This is a genomic window from Corynebacterium sp. HMSC070H05 (assembly GCF_001837615.1).
Lineage (GTDB): Bacteria > Actinomycetota > Actinomycetes > Mycobacteriales > Mycobacteriaceae > Corynebacterium > Corynebacterium coyleae.
In genome coordinates this window covers 32,884-52,894 of the sequence record NZ_KV833343.1, presented here as the reverse complement: position 1 = coordinate 52,894, position 20,011 = coordinate 32,884, and the positions used below count along the sequence as shown (strand labels likewise).

The window sequence follows — 20,011 nt, the reverse complement described above, 5'->3', positions numbered from 1 at the left end:
GCGCCATATGAATACATTGCTTGTCTTCCTGCACGTGGCCTCTGCCATTTTACTGCTCGGCCCAGTTGTCGTTTCCGCCTCCATGTTCCCTCGCCAGGCTGAAGAAGCCCGTAACGGTGGCGAAGAAGCGATGGGTCGCGCGTCGGTGCTGTACCGCATCACGAAGACCTACGGCTTGCTATCCGCGCTTGTTCCGCTGCTCGGCGGCGTTGTCATGTTTGCAGATTGGGCGAGCTACAGCACCAACTACTGGCTGCACTCGGCCATTGTCCTGTCCGTGATTGCATGGGCGATCCTGCTGGCTATGGTGATCCCGCAGCAGCGCAAGATGCTGGGCACGATCGGTGCGCTCTCTCCTGATGAGGCCGATCCGACTGATGTCACCGAGGACTTTGAGAAGTCCAAGGCGAAGGCGAACGCTGGCGCCGGCGTGTTCAACGTGCTGTGGGTTCTGGTGCTTGTCCTGATGTTCCTGCCGACGGACCTGTTCTAAACCTCCTCGACACAAGCAATCGCCCCGCATCCGTACTGCGCGGATCCGGGGCGATTTTCATGTGCGCAGGTTAGAGAAACTGCATCGCAACAGGGACGGCGGCGATCAAGATAGAGACGATGATACCGATGATCTCGCCGGTAGACAGCGAGCTACTGCTTGTCGACGACCCCTTCTCCCCCTGGACATCCTGCTGCGCACCCGGCGGGGTGCCTGCCTGGTTGTCCTGTTGGGCGCCTGGATGCCCAGGCACTGGGGCCGGGGCTGGCTTCGTTGGCAGATTCGGCACAGCAATCGGCGGGCGTGTAGTGCCTGGTGTTCCGGGGGTGCCCTCAAACATACTGGTGTCCAGCCCGCCTGCCTTGGCAAAATCAATCTGGAACTGACGATCCGACAGCGTCTCGCCGTCGTGGATTGACGCGGCCCAGCCCACCGGTTTGCCCGTTTGCCTCTTCCCGCCAATCACGATCGAAGGTGCTTTGGCCTCTCCTAGTGCCGCAGCCGACATCACACCGAGGAAGCCCCGTCCCGGTACCCACACTGGTCCGCCGGAATCGCCCTGCTGCCAGCCTTCGAGCTGCACGCCAAAGGATTCCGCAGACCATCCGGCAAACGTGCCGCATAAGATGTTGCGTGTGCCCATGTGGCTGGTTTCGCCGTGTGAGCAGACCTCGTCGCCGATCTTCACGTCGTCCTTGGTCAGCACCTTGTCGCCGGAATACGAGTTACCGGCAATTGCCACACCGGCGTCCCATTCGATCCAGCCCCAGTCGTTGTAAGGCAGGCGGGTGAAGTTCTTCGACGGGTGGAACGTGCCCATCTCTTCGCTAAATTCCATTGTCGCGCGGTCCATGAGGGACACACGCGCGCCCTCGCTGCCGCAGTGTGCAGCGGTGTAGCTCTTTCGGTTTGCCACATCGTTATAGCCGATGGTGCAGGCCCCGTGGCCCTCGATGTAGATGGCCTTGCCTTGCTCGACAACGGTCGGCGTTGCCGCGGTTGCAACCGCTGGGCTCAGCACCAGCGCGGCTGCACCAGCGGCGGCTACGAGGCTACGGACCTCGGTGTTCACCGTGGCGGCGAATCCCAATTTTCTCATTTGTATGACTTTCCTAGGGCACGGGTGACGCGCATTAGATTACCTGCTCACACCGCATCACGCAGGCAAATTCCACGTTCAATCGCACGGCGAAACACCTAGCCGTAGTGCAGCGACGCAGGACCATGAAAGCCAAGCCCGGTGAACAGGCGCAAGATGGCGTCGATAACTGCCCGGATCCCCTCAGCGACAGGACCAGTCAGCCCCGGTAGGAACGTGTTCTGCGCCCACAGTCCGACAAGGCGCGCATCTGGTACCGGCGGACCGTCCTGCGGCACGACCCCGACGACGAAGTTCTTGCCTTGCACGAGCGGCAACTGACGCGAGGTCCACATGCTGGAAACCACTCCAACGAAACCACGACCGGGCACCCACATCGGCCCGCCCGAATCACCGGGGCGAGTCAAAGGTGCGTTAAGGAGAAACGTGTTATCCGCCGACCCGCCAAAAGAACCGCAGGTGCGTCCACCACCCGCATGCGAGGTTCGACCGAAGTAGCACACGGTCTCTCCCATTCGAATGTCGTTGGGGTGCACCCAGGCATCGCCTGTGATGCGGTTGCCGTCAAGGCGCACACCTGGATCCCACTGGATTGCAGCCCAGTCGTTACCCAGGTGGCCGTCGTACGCCCGCGAACGGTACAAGGTGCCCACTGCCCCGCTGCGTGCATTGGTAGCGGGGTCGACGATTTCCACCCGTGCTCCGTTCCGTCCGCAGTGCGCCGCAACAAAACTGCGGTGACGTGCCGGATCGTTGTAACCCACCGTGCACACACCGGTGCCATGCACCACTACAGATCCACCCTGCGTGACAGTGCGGGTTTGCGCTGACGCCTCCACTGGAAGCACCCCAACCCCAGCGACGAGCGCAATCACGAATGCAGCGATGGTGGACAACAGGCGCGGTTGAAGCATGAAGGCGTGCTCTCTTTACAAACAAAACGGGGCCACCCCGGCCGGGCAAATGCTTTCCACACTGTACCCGGTTCCGAGATGGCCCCGTGTCGTTGACGCGCTAAGAACTAGTCGCGATATCCACCGCGATCCCGGTCGCCACGGCCACGGCCGCCGTAACCGCGGTCATCACGGTCGCGCCCGCCACGGTATCCACCGCGGTCACGGTCACCGCGGCCACGGCCGCCGTACCCACGATCGTCACGGTCGCGCCCACCGCGGTAGCCGCCACGGCCACGTCCGCCACGATCACGCGGCGGTGCACCATGGTCACGCTGGATGTTGATCAGCTGACCGGAAATGCGGGTGTCCTCCAGACGGTCCAGTACAGCGCGGTCAAGGTTCTTCGGCAGTTCCACCAGAGTGAAGTCACCGCCGATGGTGATGCGACCGAAGTCCTTGGAGCTCAGGCCGCCCTCGTTGGCCAGGGCACCCACGATGGCACCCGGGCGCACGTGTTGGCGCTTACCCACGTCGAGACGGTAGGTATCAAAGTTCTCGCTGTCACCACGACGACCACGACCACCACGCTCGCCACGATCAAATCGGTCACGGCCACGACGGTCGTCGCGGTCGAAACGATCGCGGTCACGACGATCACGACGGTCACGCTTGTCGCGCGGCGGCTCCTTCATCAGGAACTCGTCGCCAGCCAACGCCTGGGTAGCAAGCGCTGCGGCAATGTCATCCATCGGCACGTTGTTGGCCGCGGAGTACTCGCGCACCATGGTCTTGAAGATCTGCAGTTCAGAAGCCTCAAGCGACTCGGTGATGGAGTCCATGAACTTGGTCTTGCGGCTCTCGTTGACCTCGTCGACAGTCGGAAGTTCCATCTCTTCGATGGTCGCGTTGGTCACGCGCTCAATCGAGCGCAGCATGCGGCGCTCACGCGGGGTGACAAACAGGATTGCCTCACCGGTACGGCCTGCACGGCCGGTGCGGCCGATGCGGTGGACGTACGACTCCGTATCGTTCGGGATGTCGTAGTTCAGCACGTGAGAGATGCGCTCGACGTCCAGGCCACGGGCTGCGACGTCGGTGGCCACGAGGATGTCCAGGCGGCCGTCGCGAAGCTGATCCACCGTGCGCTCACGCTGCTGCTGCGGAATATCGCCGTTAATGGCAGCGGCGGAGAAACCGCGTGCGCGCAGCTTCTCTGCAACGTCCTCGGTCTCGTTTTTGGTGCGAACGAACACGATCATCGCTTCAAACTCGGTCACCTCAAGAATGCGGGTGATCGCGTCGAGCTTGTTGCGGTGCGCCGTAAACAGGTAGCGCTGGGTGATGTTCGTGTTGGTGCGGGTCTCCGACTTAACGGTGACCTCTTCCGGATTGTTCAGGTAGTCGCGCGAAATCTTGCGGATCGCGTTCGGCATCGTCGCCGAGAACAGCGCAACCTGCTTCTCATCCGGGGTGTCCTCGAGGATGCGCTCGACATCCTCCTGGAAGCCCATGTTCAGCATCTCGTCTGCCTCGTCAAGCACGAGGAAGCGCAGGTTGGAGATGTCCAGCGAGCCCTTCTCCAGGTGGTCGATGACGCGACCCGGCGTACCGACGATCACCTGTGCGCCACGGCGCAGCCCCGAGAGCTGAATGCCGTAGGCCTGGCCGCCGTAGATCGGCAGCACGTTGATGCCGCCCAGGTGATCGGCAAACGACTGGAAGGAGTCCGACACCTGCAGTGCCAGCTCACGCGTCGGTGCGAGCACAAGTGCCTGCGGGTGACGCTTCTTCGGATCAATCTGGGACAGCACCGGCAGCGCGAACGCTGCGGTCTTGCCGGTACCCGTCTGCGCAAGACCAACGACGTCGCGGCCTTCCATCAGCAGCGGGATCGTCTGCGCCTGAATCGGCGAGGGCTGCTCGAAACCGACGCGCTTGACGGCCTCTACAACCTTGTCTGGCAAGCCAAGAGTTTCAAAACCGTTCTCCGGCTTTACCTCTTCTGCCTTTTCCTCTGCGGTATCTGCAGTGTCATCGCCGTTGTCTTCGGACTTCTCGTCCGTATCGACGATCTTTACCACGTTGTCTTCAATTTCAATGGCCGCGTCTTCTTGTGCGGCGCCGGTTACCTCAGAAATCTCCGCATCCCTGGTGTCCTCTACTACGGCCTCAACAATCTCGGCCGCGACATCCTGCGGGTTTTCCTGATTTTCCGACACATTCTTATCCGGCTCGTTCTCGCCGCCGGTGGCGTTTTCGGAAATGCTCATCGCCTGCTAACACTACGGCATCAGCCCGACAATCTGCTATTTCAGTGTTTCTGAAAAAATTAGCCCCGGCTTTCTCAGCAATCATTTAGTATCCACCCATGACTTCTCCCCTCGCGCTGACTGTGCTGGGCCTTGCCATCATTGTGGTGACGGTCGGCCTGCTCCTTAAAGGCAAAACACACCCAATCGTCGCGATGACGTTGATTCCGATCATCGGTGCTGTGCTGACAGGCGCTGGGGTGGCGGAGATTTCGGACTTCTACCTCGACGGACTCGACAGAGTCATGAAGGTCGTGGTGATGTTCATCTTCGCCATCATCTACTTCGGCATTCTTTCGGACGTCGGCCTGTTCGAACCAGTGATTAAGGCGTTGATCCGCGCGACCCGCGGCAAGCCGATTTTGGTCACGCTCGGCACTGCCGCAATCGCGGTCGTGGCGCACCTCGACGGTTCAGGCTCCACAACATTCCTGCTCACCATCCCCGCGTTGCTGCCGCTCTACGAGGCGATGCGTATGTCGCGCTACGTCCTGCTCACGCTCGTCGCTCTGTCGGCGTCGGTGATGAACATGCTGCCGTGGGGTGGCCCGGTTGGCCGCGCAAGTTCCGTCATCGGCCCTTCCCCGAACGAGATCTGGGCCCACCTCTTGCCGGTCCAGGGTGTGGCCATTGTCCTCGTGTTCGTCGTTGCCGCGATCTTCGGCATCATCGAACAGCGCCGTACTGCCAAGCAGGATGGTGACCACCAGCTGGTGGATGTTCACGCGGTTGCAGAAGACTTTTCTCGTCGTCAAGCAGAAGAGCGCTCCAAGCTGGAGTTCACCCAGCGCGGCGGCGCGTGGGTGACGTGGGCGAACACCCTGATCACGCTCGCACTCATCGGCGTGCTGGTGGCGGGTTTGGCCTCGCCGGCGCCCGCGTTCCTCGTCGGCACTGCGCTGCTCATGGCGTTGAACTTCCCGACGCTGGAAGATCAGAGCGATGCTTTACGACGACACGCCCCCACCGCCCTGTCCATGGCCGGCGTCATCCTCGCAGCCGCGATGTTCCTCGGCATCCTGGACGGCACTGGCATGCTCGAGCAGATTGCACTGTCGCTGATCGCCATCCTGCCGGCGTCTGTCGGTCCGTACATCCACGTGATCATCGGTCTGCTCGGCGTGCCGCTGGATCTGGCAACGTCGACGGACGCGTACTACTTCTCCGTGCTGCCGATCGTGCAGCAAACCGCAGAGGCGTTCGGCGTCTCCGGTATGGGTGCAGCGTCTGCCATGATCGTGGGTAACGTCATCGGCACCTTCGTCAGCCCCTTCTCCCCTGCACTGTGGCTCGCGCTCGGCCTGGCGCGTGCGGAGATGGGCAAGTACCTGCGCATCGCCTTCCCGATCTGCTGGGTGTTCTCGGTGATTTTGGTGCTCGGTTCCTGGGCGGTGGGCGTCTTCGCCTAATAGGGTCGTGTGCATGAACACACAACGCGCAACGCCTGCAACAGCCCTCGCCGCTGCTTTTGTTGCCTCACTGGCGCTTTCTGCATGCTCCACCAGCGACGACGTCCAGGAGGCGGAACTGAACGAATCTTCAGTGGACCCCTCCGCACAAGCAACAGAAGCTGCCCAAGCAACAGAAGCTGCCCTCGTCGAGCGTGATCCCGCCGACTTCACAGAAGGCGGCGAGTACCCGGCGTACGTCGTGGAGTTCGACTCCAAAACCACCTGTTCGTACTTCCCCGCCGGCGGAGATGACGACGGGTATCTGGGGTGCGTAATCGCACCGGCTGGGCAGATGCCGCCCTTAGACATTGACAACAGCCAGGGCACTCCCGTTGACCGGTTGATGTGGGTGTCAGAGATTGGCTTTGCCACGACCCACGATGTCGGCGGCGGTGACGCACAACCCGTGGGCGACGTGCTTCACCCCGGTGAACAGGTGACCATCAGCTATTACACCTTCACCCACGGGGCCGACGGCACAATTCGCGGCGAGCGCGACAACTCCTGGTTTGAGATCTCCCCCGACGGGCAATACTCCTCCGACCACTTCACACCAGGGGCGTAATTCCCTATGAGCACCACGTGGTGTTCCTAAACTAGGCGGTATGCAGTTTTCCCGCGCACACCGCACCACATCGATTCTCGCCGCAGTACTCGTCACCGCCGCAACCTTGACCGGTTGCGGCGATAGCTCTGAGCAGGCCCTGCCTGAGCCAACCGTTTCGGATTCGGCACAAGACACCGAATCCACGACGACCGCTTCCGACGCACCGGAAACGTCGGCCGAGGACACTCAAGACAACTACACGGATGTCGATCCTTCGCGGTTCGAACACAATGTTGTTGGGCTCGACTCAGGGGTGTTCGGGTGTCGGATCGGCAGGAACCCGGATGACACTCCAGTGTTCTGCCAGGCCGCGTTCGTCGATCCGATTCCTCCCGTAGAGCACACCGGTGGCGATCCGAACACCAAAATCCCCAATGTCATTTGGTACAAGCCGGACCGCGGTGGATTCATCACCGCAGTCTCTCCCGGCTCCCAGGGTTACGACATCCAGCCGAACCATCTCAACGAAGGCGAGCGTGTCACGATCAATGACGTCGTGATCACCAACCTCAACGGTGGCGGTGTCCGCGTCGAGTATGGCAACGACACCTTCGAGGTCCACGACGGCGTGTACTCCCGCCCGGGCAAGACCCAGAGCATCACCGAAGAACACACGGTGGCAAAGGGCGAACAGTGCGGCACCTCCGACATTCTTGGCATTGAGATGGGCGTGTACGCCCTGGAGGACAACACCACGTGCGATGTCGCAATGATGACGCTTGAGGGATACAAGGAAGCCGCGAAGAACGGTGAGATCCAAGGCAGTGTGTCCGCATGGACGAATGAGAAGAACGGCTGGGGTTGCATTGGCCGTTACCGACTTGGCGACGACGAGGACCTTCCCGAAAACCGCAGAACCGCCTGCACAGATTCGCAGATGAACGGCGCTAAAGCGTTCGAGGGCTCAGGCGGCGTGATCCTGCTCAACCCCTCCGAAGCACACCGCCTGAAAAATTAATTTGGCATTTTCGCCCCAAACTCAAGACAGCCGTGTTATGGTTCTCCACGTGATGAACCGCAACGCATTTTCCGCCACGGCCGACCAGGCCGTCGCTTTCGCGTTGCCGAATACCCAGCCGGCCCGCCTGCATCATCATCTGTAGCGCGGTGTCGGCCGACTTTTTCGCCCCTGCGCTAACTGCCCTTCGCAGCAAAGCGCGGGGGATTTTTCGTTAGCGTCAAGGATTCGTCGGAACACGCCGCGCACCCGGAGACCCTCCCCCGCGGCGAGCCCCCAATCACTGTGCCACCGCCGGAAGGTCAAACCGGGAAGACGCAGCCCAGCCATGGGCAATGTCATCACCAATATTTTCCCGTAGCGATTCGATTCGCACTTCGATTCGCACATTGTCATTTGAAAGAGCACAGTTAATGTCCACCATGACTGCACCTACGCAACAAGACACTCCCAAACCGAAAATGCCGGGCCTAACGGCCCGCCACATCCACTTCATCGCTCTGGGCTCAGCGATTGGTACCGGCCTGTTCTACGGTTCCGCCGGCGCAATCCAGGCGGCTGGTCCTTCTGTGCTCCTCGTCTACCTCCTGGGTGGCGCGGTGATGTACTTCATCCTCCGAGCTCTCGGCGAGATGAGCGTCCGTCACCCAGTGCGTGGCTCCTTCGCGGTCTACTGCCGCGAGTACCTGGGCGGCCTCGGTGGCTACATCACCGGTTGGATGTTTGCCTTCGAGATGATGATCGTGTGTCTGGCTGACTTAACGGCAATCACGATCTATATGAAGTTCTGGTTCCCCACAACACCCGCATGGGTCTGGATCACCGTCACACTGTTGATCATCAGTGCAGCTAACCTGGCCGCTGTCCGCCTGTTTGGCGAGCTCGAGTTCATGCTCACCCTGATCAAGGTCGGTGCCGTGATCGCGATGATCGTCGGCGGTGCCGCAATCCTGATCTTCAACCTTGGTGAGTCCCCGGAGGCAATGGGCATTGACAACCTCTGGAACGACGGTGGTTTCTTCGCTAACGGCTTCTCCGGCATGGCAGCTTCCTTCATCCTCGTCCTCTTCGCCTTCGGTGGTACTGAGATCATCGGTGTCGCAGGTGCTGAGGCTGAGGATCCGGACCGCTCTATCCCGAAGGCAGTCAACACTGTCCCGATGCGCATCCTGATCTTCTACGTACTGTCCATTCTGGTCATCTTGATGATCAACCCGTGGCGCACGATTAACGGTGATGATTCCCCGTTCGTTCAGATCTTCGACACTCTCGGCGTGAGCTGGGCCGCAGCTCTGCTGAACGTGGTTGTGCTCAGCGCTTCCCTGTCGGCGATTAACGCTGACTTGTTCTCCACCGGTCGTGTGCTTGCAGGTCTGGCCAAGGAAAACCTGGCGCCGAAGTCCATGGCAAAGACCTACCGCGATGTTCCGGTGATGACTGTGGCCATGCTTATCGTCGCCCTGATCGTCGGTGTGTACCTGAACCAGCGTTACCCGGACATCTTCGGCACCATTGCAGCACTTGCAACCTTTGCCACCATCTTCGTGTGGCTGATGATCCTCATCGCACACATCGCATCCCGCCGCGAGATGACCGCCCAAGAGGTCAAGGCGTTGAAGTTCCCGGTTCCGTTCTGGCCGTACGGTCAGTGGTTCGCGGTAGCCTTCATCCTCTTCACCTTCGGCACCATGGTGTGGCTGCCTGAATACCACGTAGCACTCGCCGTCGGTGTGGGCTTCCTGATCGTGATGACCATCCTGTACTTCGTCACCGGTCGTCCACAGGCTGTCGCCGAGACTGAATATGAGTACGAGGCGAAGTAGTACGTACCTCGCCTCCGGCGGCTAGCCCCGCCTTGCCTTGATGGCCTCCCCGTGTGCGGGGAGGCCTTCTTCGTCTGCAAGGGTGATCACGGCATCCGCGACCTCTTCCAGTGCCTCAGCGGAGTACTCGACGATGTTCATCGGTTTGAGGAAGGTGTGCGTGCTCAACCCCGCGGCAAACCTTGCGGTACCTGACGTTGGCAGCACGTGGTTCGAACCTGCTGAGTAATCCCCCAGCGGCACCGGCGAGTACGGGCCGACGAAGATAGCGCCGGCATTGTTGATCTCGCGCGCCACAGCCTGCGCATTCGCGGTGTGGATCTCCAGGTGCTCGGGCGCGTAGACGTTGGTCACGTGCACGGCAGTCTCGATGTCGTCCACAATCAAAATCCCGGACTGCGGGCCTTCCAGCGCGTCGCGCACGCGGTCAGCGTTGAGCGTGATGCCGTAGCGTTTCGCGATTTCCTTGTCGACGACCTCAGCCAGCTCCGGAGAATCCGTAATCAGAATCGATGCGGCCTGCTCGTCGTGCTCCGCCTGGGAGATCAGGTCGTAGGCGAGGTAGACGGGGTCGGCGGTGTCATCGGCAATGATCGCGATCTCGCTCGGGCCAGCTTCCGCGTCGATGCCTACCACGCCGTTGACGAGGCGCTTCGACGCTGCGACAAACACGTTGCCCGGGCCGGTGATCATGTCGACGGGCTCGAGGTCGTCGTCACCGTAGGCCATGAGCGCCACTGCTTGTGCGCCACCGACGGCCCAGACCTCGTCGATCCCCAGCAACGCACACGCGGCGAGGATCGTCGGGTGCGGCTGACCGTCAAACTCTGCTTGCGGCGGGGTGCACACCACCATTGACTCCACACCCGCTTCCTGGGCCGGAATCACGTTCATCAGCACACTCGACGGATACACAGCCTTACCACCCGGGACATAAAGCCCCACACGACGTACCGGGCGGAACACCTCAGTAACAACTGCTCCTGTCGCGAGTTCGGTTTTGCGCGTAGCTGGCTTTTGCTCAGCATGCACCTGTCGGATCCGCTGAATCGAGGTTTCCAGTGCAGCGCGAACATCAGCATCCAAACCATCCAACGCGGCCCGCATGGCATCCGAAGAAACTCGAACCGCTTCTGGGCGTACTCCGTCAAAACGTTCCCCGTATTCAAGTGCTGCCTCGGCACCGCGGCGACGGACGTCGTCGACAATCGGCGCGACCTGTTCTGCTGCGGAGCCGACATCGGTACCTGCACGAGGAAGAATTGCACGCAGTTCTCGTACCGAGGTCTCTCGTCCTCGCAGGTCTGTCACGTTTAGCATGATGCTCCTTTGATTGTCGTGGACATCAATAGATGTTATCCAGCATTCGCCCTTTAAAAAGCGGATTGACGAAGTAACCTCGAAGCCGCCAACCCACCCCGCTCCCCGTAATCAACACATGGAATAATGGTCGTATGTTTGTCACTCAAGGTTCGAAAGTTGTCATCATCGGTGCAGGCGCTGTCGGCATCGCATACGCCTACGCAGTCTTGAACCAAGGGCTGGCAGACCACCTGGCCATCATCGACATCAACGAGGACCTCGCCTGGGCAGAGGTAGAAGACCTCAATCACGCGATCCCGTTTTCTGGCCACCACATGGATGTCACGGTTGGCACGTATGAGGACTGCAAGGATGCGGCACTCGTGGTCAATTGCGCGGGTGTTGCGCAGCGCGATGGCGAGACGCGTCTGGATCTTGTGGCGCGCAATGTGAAGATTTTCGATTCAATCAACAAACAAGTCATGGCCGCCGGCTTCAACGGCATTTACGTCGTGGCCACCAACCCGGTCGATGTGTTGACGTACGTGACCTGGAAGCAGACCGGGCTGCCATCGAATCAGGTCATCGGCGCAGGCACCGTGCTGGATACGGCGCGCTGGCGCCACAACCTGGGCCAGTACTTCGACATCGCTCCCTCTGCGGTGCACACCCACATCATCGGCGAGCACGGCGACACCGAACTGCCGGTGTTGTCCTCCGGCTCCATCGGTGGCGTTCCCCTCCCCGCTCTGCTTGAGACGGAAGCCACCCGCAATCCGGATATTTACACACAGATCGACGAGATGTTTGTGCAAACCCGCGACGCCGCCTACGACATCATCAAACGCAAAGGCAACACGTCCTTCGGCGTCGGCAACGCGCTCGCCCGCATCACGCGCGCGATCCTGCGCAACGAGGACGTCGTCCTGCCGGTCTCCGCGCTTCTCGAGGGCGAGTACGGCCTCAACGACATCTACATCGGCACCCCAACCGTGCTCAACCGCAGCGGCGTGCGCAACGTCGTCGAGCTCCGTCTCGACGACACCGAGACCGCCAAGTTCCACCACTCCGCCCAAACCCTGCGCGACGTGATCGACAAGGCAGAGATCTAAGAGCATTTGCGTATGGACGAGGGTCCGCGGGGCTACCGCGGACCCTTTTCTTGCGTGGGACCGAAAATTCACCATCGCACACATTTTCGATATATTCGTTTCCTTGTCCCCCAACCTCTCTAACGTGTTTTTCGCCCACAAAACGTAATGACGTTTCTCTAATACGCTTTCAACCTATAGGCTGATGCTTAATGAACACTCCGTTTTCTTCCGTTGAGATTTGCGCCGGCGCAGGTGGTCAGGCACTCGGACTTGAAGAAGCAGGTTTCAACCTTCGCGCTGCGGTGGAACTTGATCCGCATGCCGCGGCGACTCTCCGAGCAAACCGACCATCCTGGAACGTGATTGAGGGTGACGTACTCAACTTCGATATCACTCCTTACTCCGAGGATCTAGACCTACTTGCCGGAGGGGTCCCATGCCCGCCGTTTTCCATTGCAGGCAAACAACTTGGTAGAGATGACGAGCGTGATTTGTTCCCACGTGCGCTCGAACTGACGCGAATCGCGCATCCCAAGGCCGTAATGCTGGAAAATGTCAGAGGTTTGTCTCAACCAAGATTTGCTGCCTACCGCAGTGAATTGATTCGCGAATTTGAGACATTAGGATACAGGGTATTTTGGGAACTCATTACGTCCGCTGATTACGGTTTGCCACAATTGCGCCCTCGTTTCATATTGGTAGCTCTAAAAACTGAGTATGCGGATTTTTTCGATTGGCCCGAACCTGTCGGCCGATTTTTCACGGTTGGAAACGCTCTCTACGACTTGATGGCCGCCAATGGCTGGCCTGGAGCCAAGAAGTGGGCAGAAAATGCCCAAGATATTGGGCCAACGCTTGTCGGAGGAAGCAAGAAGCATGGTGGCCCAGATGTGGGACCAACTCGCGCACGTGAAGCATGGGCCAAACTCGGCATCAAAGGTTCGTCCATCGCAGAAGACGCACCGGGACATGACTTTCCCATCGACCCCGCGATTGAGATGCCGCGGCTAACGGTCAAAATGGGAGGAGTATTACAGGGATTCCCTGAGGATTGGAAATGGCAAGGCGGTAAAACTGCAGCTTGGAAGCAAGTAGGTAATGCTTTTCCGCCGCCAGTCGCCGCTGCTGTCGGACGGTCTATTACCGCCGCACTAAACAAGCAGTCGGTATCGTCCTCCAATTTCACTGCACAACCCGAGCGACCAGATTTAGCTCTGTTAGAGTTCCCCTCATGACCGCAAATGGCCAAGCCAACAAGTCCATAATCACAGCTAACCGCGAGCTGTTCCATCAGCGGCTTGTCCTCCAGGGAATTGTGTCAATTTCACCTTCAGGAGTCGCCTCCATCGCAGACAGCAATAGCAACGCAAGTAAGAAAATCGCGTTTCACATGGCTCGTACTCTGGGCGCCAAAACCCAAGCGAAAATGAAGGGCCAATCCTCAGGTTCGCTCTTCGAAGAAGCCGTCGCTTCTTTTATCAGAGGAACGTTTCCTTTTCTTCAATCAGTTCGTCCGGGTGATTGGAGCGCTGAAGCGATTGGCAGCTCGCGACGTAGCGGACATGTAGAAAACTATGAACCTTATCGTCATCTAGCGGACCTAACCCAGGCAGTTCGCGAAACGCCAGAACTAGCTGCTGCGCTTGGCAATTCCTACACCATTAGCCCGGATATTCTCGTCACCCGAACAGCAATCAATGATGAATCGCTAAATAGCCAACACGTTATGGTCGACTCGCTCTCAGGTCTCGCTTCCCCGTTTCGAGCGGCAAATTCTTCCGAACCGATTGAAATTCTTCATGCAGTTATCAGCTGCAAATTGACTATGCGAAGTGACCGAGCACAGAACACACGCGCGGAAGCACTTAACTTAATTCGAAACCGCAAAGGACGTTCACCGCACATCATCGCAGTCACTGCTGAGCCAATGCTTTCAAGGATTTCTTCACTGGCTTTGGGAACCGGTGATATCGACATGGTCTACCACGCAGCGCTGCCTGAGCTGAGTGCCGCAGTTCAAGCCGAGGGGTCTGAAGATGCAAAAGAACTTCTAACCATGTTGACCGAAGGTAACCGACTTCGAGACATATCGGATTTACCCCTAGACCTCATCGGTTAAACGGAGGACGTAAAACGCCAGGACGACAAACCAATCAGACAGTAAGTTTTCCTAAACAGCGGGCAGCTGGTAACGCTGCTGGCGTTTACGAAAGGCCTCCTCGCCACCATCCAAGATTTCCACAACGTGATCTCGAGTACTCAGTCGATCAAGCTCAAACTCTGCATTCTCAACAATCTCAATTGACTCCAATGGCCCGGAAGCGTAATCGAACACCCTCGCATCTTCATTAGGCCGATCGGCTCCGTGTCGGTTAGCTACAATGACCAACTCCGCATCCGCTCCGACGACCAAATTCGCATTGTGAGTCACCATTAAAATTTGCCGCCGTTGCTTCTGCCGACGCAAAAACTTAACCACCGATTCGTAAATCGATTTACTATCGAGATCATCTTCCGGTTGATCAATTAACAGGGGCCAGTCTTCCCCCACGTCACTCAGAATAAGAGTGAGGGCGAACAATGCCTGTTTGCCTGGAGTCATTGTGGAGGAGCCGAACCCTCCGATGGTATCTCCATCCATTTCTGCTGCAAATCTAATTTCCGGCTTAGCCGATAGAACCATTCGAGCGAGCATCTCGGGTTCGTATTCTTTTCGAGCCTTGAGACGTCCTGAAGCGACCTCATGCAGAAAAGTAGCAGCCTTCGCCTGCGCTAAGGGAACATCTAAGCATCTGTCTTCCGTAATGAAATCGGATTTGCTGCGTGCGTTAAAGCCTGCCGAACACCTATCAATTTGCTCAGATGAGAAGGCTTTTTCTATCTTGAATATCAACCCATCGACAAACGGCGTGACTCCCGAATTAAACTCCTTCTCTAGAAGTGATTCCTTGGCGCTACGCTCGATAATCTTCGAATCGATTTCCTGCTCAAGGTACCCCATCTCTTTTCTAAGATCATCGACTTTGCCAGCACTTTTTTCCCGGCCACTAAGGTCTAGTTCAATCTTGGATATTCGTTTCTGGAGATTAACTAAATCAGCATTCTTATCGAATCTTTCGAAAAGCTCTTTATTATCACTCTGAATTCGCGCCACGTCCGCCTTTAGGCCTACAAGCGTGGAGTCAGTAATTTCCGACATCGCATCCAATTTTTTTCGGAATTCGCTATTAAGCAGACGCTGCTTTTCCGCTCTCCAAGCTTCGATCTCCTTAATATGGCCGACCGACAGCTCCCCACGCATGGTTTCGATTGCCACGCTAACTTGCACTAAGCCATCCGTTTGGACCCCTGCTCCTACATGATCGGCACCGGTGAGACATCCTCGGATCGCCGCCCTACGCGCCTCGAGATCTTCAATCGACTTACGTTTCTCGCCGAGCAGCTCTTTCACCTTTGTCACGCGCTCTAACTCTTTTTCATCCAAATTGGCGAACGCGGACATCTCAGCCATCTCTGATTTGAGTTTCTCATGTTGTGAACTCAAGGCATCAGAATCTGCGAAATTCTCTAGTTCCGCTTCACGTGTGCCAAATTCTTGATATTTTTGGAACCACTGCTGAACTATTTCCTCTATTTGCCGAGATATAGTGTCCCGCTCCTGTACCCGGGAGTCAAAGGTTCTCATTAGCTCCTCATTTGCAGACCGTACGGCGGGACGGATTCGATTAGTCACCTCGGCAGCATTGTCGCTCAAACTATTCAGGAAGTTCTGCGGAACGTAAACGATGTTACCCCGGCCTCTGTTGTCGCCCCTCCAGTTAACCTTGCACAACTGGCTGTTCTTGGTTTCCCAAACAAAGCCTGCTGCCGGCCCTGGTTTATCCATCCCGGCCAGTTTCTGCTGCTCCTCCGTTTCAGCGGGACGAACACTGTGCGCAATATGCGCGAGCAGAGATGACTTACCTGAAGAACGACTGCCGATAATGGCGTTCAGGTTAGGATTGAGTTTTATTTTTGCAGGAAAAAGTTCTTGGTCGGTAAATTCGACAGAATCGATGATCAGGTAGTCGTTCTTAGCATCCGGAATAGTGGGCTGGATACGGACTCTGTCAGCAGGTTCGGCGAGCGTCTGCCGAAACCCCTCCCATGTGGGTTCTGCTTTGACCCACGTAGTCTCCCAACTACGAGCATTATCACTGCCACTTTTGCCCAGCATTTTTTCAAGTTCTTCAAAAGAATGTGCATCCGAGCCGTAGAAAGTTGGATGCGGTTTCAAGTTCCGGCCAGTCCCCTCCCCACGTGAGGTATCCAGCCAGTGAGGCGCATTGGTTGAATTGCTAAAAATGATATGACTGTGCAGGTCGTAATTATCAATCAGCTGCCCCTTCCGGTCGTTGAAGTAACCAGGCGACAGGCCATCCTTATTACCTGATAGGGCGATCATTACCTTTGAATCGTATTCACCTGGTTTTACATCATCGAGGGCAGCCTGAATCGCTTGCAACGATTCTTTGAAATTTACTGTTAACCCGTTCAATATTTTTTCTGAGGAGTTCTTATGCTCTAATAAGGCTTTACTCCGCGTACCTTCGCCGCTTTGAGACGAAGTTGGGATGTGAGAAAGCAACAAATCTACAGTTTGCGGAGTTATGTCCGGGGGGAAAATCAAGTGAGCATTGATGTTCGACTCGGAGTGATGCACGGCGACATCGAGCCGCAACTCAAGGTTAGCGAAGAAAACCTTTCTTGAATCCGGATAGAGCTTTTGAAATTGATCCTTGAACTCAAAATAAGAGTCCAGGGAGAAGTAATCGGTAATGCCAAATACTTCCACATCTGATTCTTCTAAGATTTTACAAAATCGACCCCAATCCGTTTCTCCATCTACCTTCTCGAATTGGTTATTCATTCGGGTATTTGGGACGTGCACATGCATATCCCATTTGCGCCAAATTGCCCCTATGCTTGAAGCCCGAACCACTCTCAGAATACCTTTCTCTTCCGCACAAAGATTCGGAGTTAGTCTAGTACGAATTACAAAACTTCTGACAGTTTTTGCAGCCTCATGCTTACTTGCGCTTCGCAGAAGGTCGATATCGAAAGCGCTGCGCATCTCACCGAATTACCCTCCTGTTAATCAAGAAGCGAAATTACTGGGGCTGTGTAGTCGTCCACCGTTTTTAACGGTGGATCGACCCGGTTTGAAACTGAATCCGGCACCTACAGCTGAAAAGCATGCTGAACCGTTGCATACTCCCCCACCTCCGCGGCGAAGCTGGTGTCGTGGCAGGTGAAGATCACCGCCTGACCGCGTGCCAGGCCTGCTGCGATGAGTGCGTGGGCACGCTCGCGGGAGGGGATGTCGAGGCCGACGTCGGGCTCGTCGAGAAGCACAAGATCACGCCCCTGGGCAAACACCTGGGCGAGCTGTGCGAGCCGGAAATGGGCCGACGGAAGATCCAACGGGTGGGCCTCCGGGTCCAAGCCCAGTGCGGCGACGGCATCGTCGTTGCCGATGAACCGACCCACGGTGGATTCTGCGAGCTGGTCTGCGGCGCGCTGCAACGCCAGCGACACGGTCACGCCGCGAGTCTGTTCCAGGCCCGGGTTGTCGTCGAGGCCGGCCATCGCACGCAGCAGCGTTGTCTTGCCGGCACCGTTGTCGCCACGTAGCCACACGGCCTCACCGGGGAGGACGGTCAGGTGCACTGGGCCGGCCGTGAACGCTGGCTCTGACGTGGTGCGGAACTGCCACCACTTGCGGGTTGTTTCGCCGCGCACCGCGGAGACTTCTCCGAAGTCGATCGGCTCACCGGTTGCTGTAACGCGGTCGGGCAGCTGCAGGTTCGGGTTGGGTGGGACGTCCGGCTGGAGGGCGCCTTCGACAAGTCTGAGCACGGCCGATTCGATATCACGATGTCGTGTGCCCAGGATGACCACCTTCGACGGCAGCGAAGCCAGCAGTTCGGTGATGCGGGTGCAGGAGGTTGGGTCGAGGCCGGCGAAGGGGTCGTCGAGAAGCAAGGTGCCCGGCTCAAGCACCGCAACAGCTGCGATGGCGAGGCGTCGCGTTTGGCCACCGGAGAGTTGCGCTGGGTTGCGCTCGGCGAGATCGCTCAGCCCTGCAGCGTGGAGGATTGCCTGGCAACGCTGACGCATCTCGTCGGCGGGTACGCCGCGCTGTTCGAGACCGAGGGCAACTTCCTCGATGACGGTATCTCGAAGGTAGGACACGTGCGCGGTGGCGTCCTGCTGGACTACGGCGGCGTTGTCCCACTCGCGGTGCACTTGCGCTGCCAGGGTGGTCAGGCCTGCGCCGGAGTTCCCGATCACCTGCACCGCGCGGTGCTCGTCGAGCGCCTGGGTGAGCAATGTCAGATCCACAGCACGACCCCCAAACACGCAAGCGGGATGAGGATGCGGGCGGCACGCTGGATGCGGCTGTCGTGGACAGGGTGCAGCACGGTGCGAGGGCCGGTGAGGTCGTAGCCTGCGGTCTCTAAGGCTTGGCCGCGAGCACCGGCTTGGGTGAGCAACTCTGTAAGCACCGGCATGATCAGGTTCGGGACCACGGTTTTTACGGTGATGCGCTCGCCTTTGAGCCGGTTGGCGTCGCGAACGATCCGGGCGCGGTGTGCACCTTGGGGGCCGAGTTGCAGTGTCGTGCCGGCGATGTATCCGATCCGGTTGCCACCCGGTGCTGCCTGCAGCGCCTTGGCCAGGTCCGGGGTGCGCGACCATGCGACGGCCGCGAGCAGGCTGGCAATCAGTGCGGTGAAGCGTGCGGCTAACTCCCCTGCTGTGGCAAGTCCGTCGCTAGTAAGCAGCGGCGCGATGCGATGCTCACCGTAGGGCGCGTGGATGAGCACCATGGATGCTGCGACAGGGGCGGCAAGCAACGCGGCGGCCGCAATGAGCGCGACGTTGCGGGTCCGCCACGTCCCCAGCACCATTGCCGCGGCCAGCACTGCGAGTGAAACTTCTGGCCGGTTCAGCCCGAGCACCAGAATCCAGCCCGACGCCCCGATGGCCAAAGCGGTCAACGGGTTCACACGGGTTGAAGGACTCAGACGGTCTGCCACGGAAGTGCTTTACGCCTCAGGTGTCGATGCTGGTGCGACAGGTTCTTGTGGCGCGAAGGCAGCCACGGTGCGCTTCGGCAGCGCCTTCACTGTGGCGTAGGCGATGAACAGGACAATGAGCTTATCCACCGGGTCAGAGATGAACGCCTGGGTGGTTACCGATGCGATCAGGGACCCACCCATCTCGCGGAACAGGCTCACCAGCGCACCGGTGCCCACACCGGCGGTACCGCCGTAGACATATGCGGCAACCGGGGCTGCAACCATGCCGCCCACCACGCCGAGCACAAGGCCAAAGCCAACCACGGTGCCAGGGTTACGGAACGCGTTGAAGCGGTGAATGAACACACCCGCCAACCAGCCGACCAAGGCCGCACCGGCGGCGAACGGCAGAGCGGCCGGGTTGACCAGACCCCACACCACGTTGTTCAGCGCACCGGTGGCCATGCCCGCAACCGGGCCGGCCAGGGCTGCGACCAGCACGGTACCCACGGAGTCGAGGTACAGCGGCAGACCAATCGAGCCGACGATCTCGCCGATGACGGAGTTGATGATGATCGCAATCGGAATCAGCCCAAGCGTGCGCGCCGGCAACACCGGGACGATGGCCACGAGTAGCAGCAGGGTGCCCACGCCGTAGCCCGCCAGCAACGTGATGCCAGGACCGGAGCCAGTGACCTGATCCCAGTCAGCGGGGCGGACAAGAACGAAGTAGAGCCAGGTCGCCGCGATAATCAGCGCGCCAAGGGCAACGAGAACGCGACGCAGCGGGGTCCACTGCGCCTTCTGCGAGTTTTGAGAAGTGGTGTGTGACATGGAACTTTCCGTAATTCTCACGGGCAAATGAACAATTGCGCCCCTGCCTATGTCACCTCGGCAGGAACGTCCAGATCAGGC

The 20,011-nt window shown here is 58.6% G+C and carries 16 protein-coding genes; 8 read left to right on the top strand and 8 right to left on the bottom strand.

All coding sequences use genetic code 11. From position 1 onward, the window contains the following. Window positions 1-7 precede the first annotated feature (7 nt). Window positions 8-493, top strand: coding sequence for a DUF2269 family protein (locus tag HMPREF2617_RS10110; protein ID WP_070840641.1), 486 nt, complete (start codon window positions 8-10; stop codon window positions 491-493). Window positions 494-563: 70 nt separating this feature from the next. Here the strand turns inward: HMPREF2617_RS10110 and HMPREF2617_RS10105 are convergent, their stop codons facing one another. The 3 genes from HMPREF2617_RS10105 to HMPREF2617_RS10095 all read right to left on the bottom strand — a co-directional run bounded on the left by HMPREF2617_RS10105 (window position 564) and on the right by HMPREF2617_RS10095 (window position 4,758). Continuing rightward, window positions 564-1,592, bottom strand: a complete 1,029-nt coding sequence (locus tag HMPREF2617_RS10105) for a chymotrypsin family serine protease (RefSeq protein WP_141740791.1) — start codon at window positions 1,590-1,592, stop codon at window positions 564-566. 98 nt (window positions 1,593-1,690) lie between these two features. Further along, window positions 1,691-2,506, bottom strand: coding sequence for a chymotrypsin family serine protease (locus HMPREF2617_RS10100; RefSeq protein ID WP_070569847.1), 816 nt, complete (start codon window positions 2,504-2,506; stop codon window positions 1,691-1,693). 107 nt (window positions 2,507-2,613) lie between these two features. Further along, window positions 2,614-4,758, bottom strand: coding sequence for a DEAD/DEAH box helicase (locus tag HMPREF2617_RS10095; RefSeq protein ID WP_070840640.1), 2,145 nt, complete (start codon window positions 4,756-4,758; stop codon window positions 2,614-2,616). 98 nt (window positions 4,759-4,856) lie between these two features. Between HMPREF2617_RS10095 and HMPREF2617_RS10090 the strand changes: the two genes are divergently transcribed. The 4 genes from HMPREF2617_RS10090 to HMPREF2617_RS10075 all read left to right on the top strand — a co-directional run bounded on the left by HMPREF2617_RS10090 (window position 4,857) and on the right by HMPREF2617_RS10075 (window position 9,636). After that, window positions 4,857-6,206 carry a CitMHS family transporter gene (locus HMPREF2617_RS10090; RefSeq protein WP_070840639.1) on the top strand — a complete coding sequence of 450 codons (1,350 nt, stop codon included), beginning with the start codon at window positions 4,857-4,859 and terminating at the stop codon, window positions 6,204-6,206. A gap of 13 nt (window positions 6,207-6,219) precedes the next feature. Next, a complete protein-coding gene (locus HMPREF2617_RS10085) occupies window positions 6,220-6,813 on the top strand; it encodes a hypothetical protein (RefSeq protein ID WP_070569841.1) in 594 nt (197 codons plus the stop codon). 40 nt (window positions 6,814-6,853) lie between these two features. Continuing rightward, window positions 6,854-7,813 (top strand): hypothetical protein, encoded by a 960-nt coding sequence (locus tag HMPREF2617_RS10080; protein WP_070840638.1) that lies wholly within the window; start codon window positions 6,854-6,856, stop codon window positions 7,811-7,813. Between the two features lie 413 nt (window positions 7,814-8,226). Then, entirely contained in the window at window positions 8,227-9,636 is a 1,410-nt protein-coding gene (locus HMPREF2617_RS10075; protein WP_070569839.1) for an amino acid permease, read from the top strand. A 21-nt stretch (window positions 9,637-9,657) separates the two neighbouring features. Here HMPREF2617_RS10075 and hisD read toward each other — a convergent pair whose 3' ends face one another. Further along, entirely contained in the window at window positions 9,658-10,956 is a 1,299-nt protein-coding gene (gene hisD, locus HMPREF2617_RS10070; protein WP_070840637.1) for a histidinol dehydrogenase, read from the bottom strand. Between the two features lie 134 nt (window positions 10,957-11,090). Here hisD and HMPREF2617_RS10065 point away from each other — a divergent pair, with 134 nt between their 5' ends. The 3 genes from HMPREF2617_RS10065 (at window position 11,091) to HMPREF2617_RS11765 (ending at window position 14,151) form a co-directional block, all read left to right on the top strand. Next, window positions 11,091-12,050, top strand: a complete 960-nt coding sequence (locus HMPREF2617_RS10065) for an L-lactate dehydrogenase (protein WP_070482729.1) — start codon at window positions 11,091-11,093, stop codon at window positions 12,048-12,050. A gap of 191 nt (window positions 12,051-12,241) precedes the next feature. Beyond that, window positions 12,242-13,267, top strand: a complete 1,026-nt coding sequence (locus HMPREF2617_RS11770; RefSeq protein WP_083284728.1) for a DNA cytosine methyltransferase — start codon at window positions 12,242-12,244, stop codon at window positions 13,265-13,267. Beyond that, window positions 13,264-14,151: an NgoMIV family type II restriction endonuclease gene (locus HMPREF2617_RS11765; RefSeq protein WP_070482727.1), complete on the top strand. Its 888-nt coding sequence runs from the start codon at window positions 13,264-13,266 to the stop codon at window positions 14,149-14,151. The genes HMPREF2617_RS11770 and HMPREF2617_RS11765 overlap by 4 nt, the downstream gene beginning before the upstream one ends. Window positions 14,152-14,202: 51 nt before the next feature. Here the strand turns inward: HMPREF2617_RS11765 and HMPREF2617_RS10060 are convergent, their stop codons facing one another. The 4 genes from HMPREF2617_RS10060 to HMPREF2617_RS10045 all read right to left on the bottom strand — a co-directional run bounded on the left by HMPREF2617_RS10060 (window position 14,203) and on the right by HMPREF2617_RS10045 (window position 19,930). Continuing rightward, a complete protein-coding gene (locus HMPREF2617_RS10060; RefSeq protein ID WP_349018895.1) occupies window positions 14,203-17,145 on the bottom strand; it encodes a TrlF family AAA-like ATPase in 2,943 nt (980 codons plus the stop codon). Between the two features lie 107 nt (window positions 17,146-17,252). Next, window positions 17,253-18,416 (bottom strand): ATP-binding cassette domain-containing protein, encoded by a 1,164-nt coding sequence (locus HMPREF2617_RS10055; protein WP_168161870.1) that lies wholly within the window; start codon window positions 18,414-18,416, stop codon window positions 17,253-17,255. Next, complete coding sequence (locus HMPREF2617_RS10050; protein ID WP_246815309.1) at window positions 18,407-19,114, bottom strand: energy-coupling factor transporter transmembrane component T family protein; 708 nt, start codon at window positions 19,112-19,114, stop codon at window positions 18,407-18,409. The genes HMPREF2617_RS10055 and HMPREF2617_RS10050 overlap by 10 nt, the downstream gene beginning before the upstream one ends. A gap of 9 nt (window positions 19,115-19,123) precedes the next feature. Next, entirely contained in the window at window positions 19,124-19,930 is an 807-nt protein-coding gene (locus HMPREF2617_RS10045; RefSeq protein WP_070421802.1) for a glycosyl transferase family 9, read from the bottom strand. Window positions 19,931-20,011 lie beyond the last annotated feature (81 nt).